Annotated in this window: 2 rRNA genes (1 of these 2 running past the window's edge); both read right to left on the bottom strand. The window is 56.7% G+C overall.

What is annotated here, in order from left to right:
• Window positions 1–117 (bottom strand): 5S ribosomal RNA (rrf, locus tag ACZ5C2_RS38440).
• A gap of 90 nt (window positions 118–207) precedes the next feature.
• Window positions 208–1,393 (bottom strand): 23S ribosomal RNA (locus ACZ5C2_RS38435) (it continues 2,136 nt past the right edge of the window).

Here is a 1,393-nt window from a genome sequence, read left to right as displayed (position 1 = left end):
GTTCGGCGGCGTCCTACTCTCCCACAGGGTCCCCCCTGCAGTACCATCGGCGCTGTAAGGCTTAGCTTCCGGGTTCGGAATGTAACCGGGCGTTTCCCCTACGCTATGACCACCGAAACACTATGAAACTGTTCAACCGCACCACACCGTGACCATGGCATGGGGTTGTTCGTGGTTTCAGAACCAACACAGTGGACGCGAGCAACTGAGGACAAGCCCTCGGCCTATTAGTACCGGTCAACTCCACACGTTACCGTGCTTCCATATCCGGCCTATCAACCCAGTCGTCTACTGGGAGCCTTACCCTCTCTAGGAGGTGGGAGTCCTCATCTCGAAGCAGGCTTCCCGCTTAGATGCTTTCAGCGGTTATCCCTCCCGAACGTAGCCAACCAGCCATGCCCTTGGCAGGACAACTGGCACACCAGAGGTTCGTCCGTCCCGGTCCTCTCGTACTAGGGACAGCCCTTCTCAAGACTCCTACGCGCACAGCGGATAGGGACCGAACTGTCTCACGACGTTCTAAACCCAGCTCGCGTACCGCTTTAATGGGCGAACAGCCCAACCCTTGGGACCGACTCCAGCCCCAGGATGCGACGAGCCGACATCGAGGTGCCAAACCATCCCGTCGATATGGACTCTTGGGGAAGATCAGCCTGTTATCCCCGGGGTACCTTTTATCCGTTGAGCGACGGCGCTTCCACAAGCCACCGCCGGATCACTAGTCCCGACTTTCGTCCCTGCTCGACCCGTCGGTCTCACAGTCAAGCTCCCTTGTGCACTTACACTCAACACCTGATTGCCAACCAGGCTGAGGGAACCTTTGGGCGCCTCCGTTACTCTTTAGGAGGCAACCGCCCCAGTTAAACTACCCATCAGACACTGTCCCTGATCCGGATCACGGACCCAGGTTAGACATCCAGCACGACCAGACTGGTATTTCAACGACGACTCCCCCTGAACTGGCGTCCAGAGTTCACAGTCTCCCAGCTATCCTACACAAGCCGAACCGAACACCAATATCAAACTGTAGTAAAGGTCCCGGGGTCTTTCCGTCCTGCTGCGCGAAACGAGCATCTTTACTCGTAGTGCAATTTCACCGGGCCTATGGTTGAGACAGTCGAGAAGTCGTTACGCCATTCGTGCAGGTCGGAACTTACCCGACAAGGAATTTCGCTACCTTAGGATGGTTATAGTTACCACCGCCGTTTACTGGCGCTTAAGTTCTCAGCTTCGCCCCACCGAAATGGAGCTAACCGGTCCCCTTAACGTTCCAGCACCGGGCAGGCGTCAGTCCGTATACATCGCCTTACGGCTTCGCACGGACCTGTGTTTTTAGTAAACAGTCGCTTCTCGCTGGTCTCTGCGGCCACCCCCAGCTCGAGCAGCAAGTGCT

This window comes from Streptomyces sp. NPDC031365, assembly GCF_055569765.1.
This window is presented reverse-complemented; position numbering and strand designations above follow the sequence as displayed.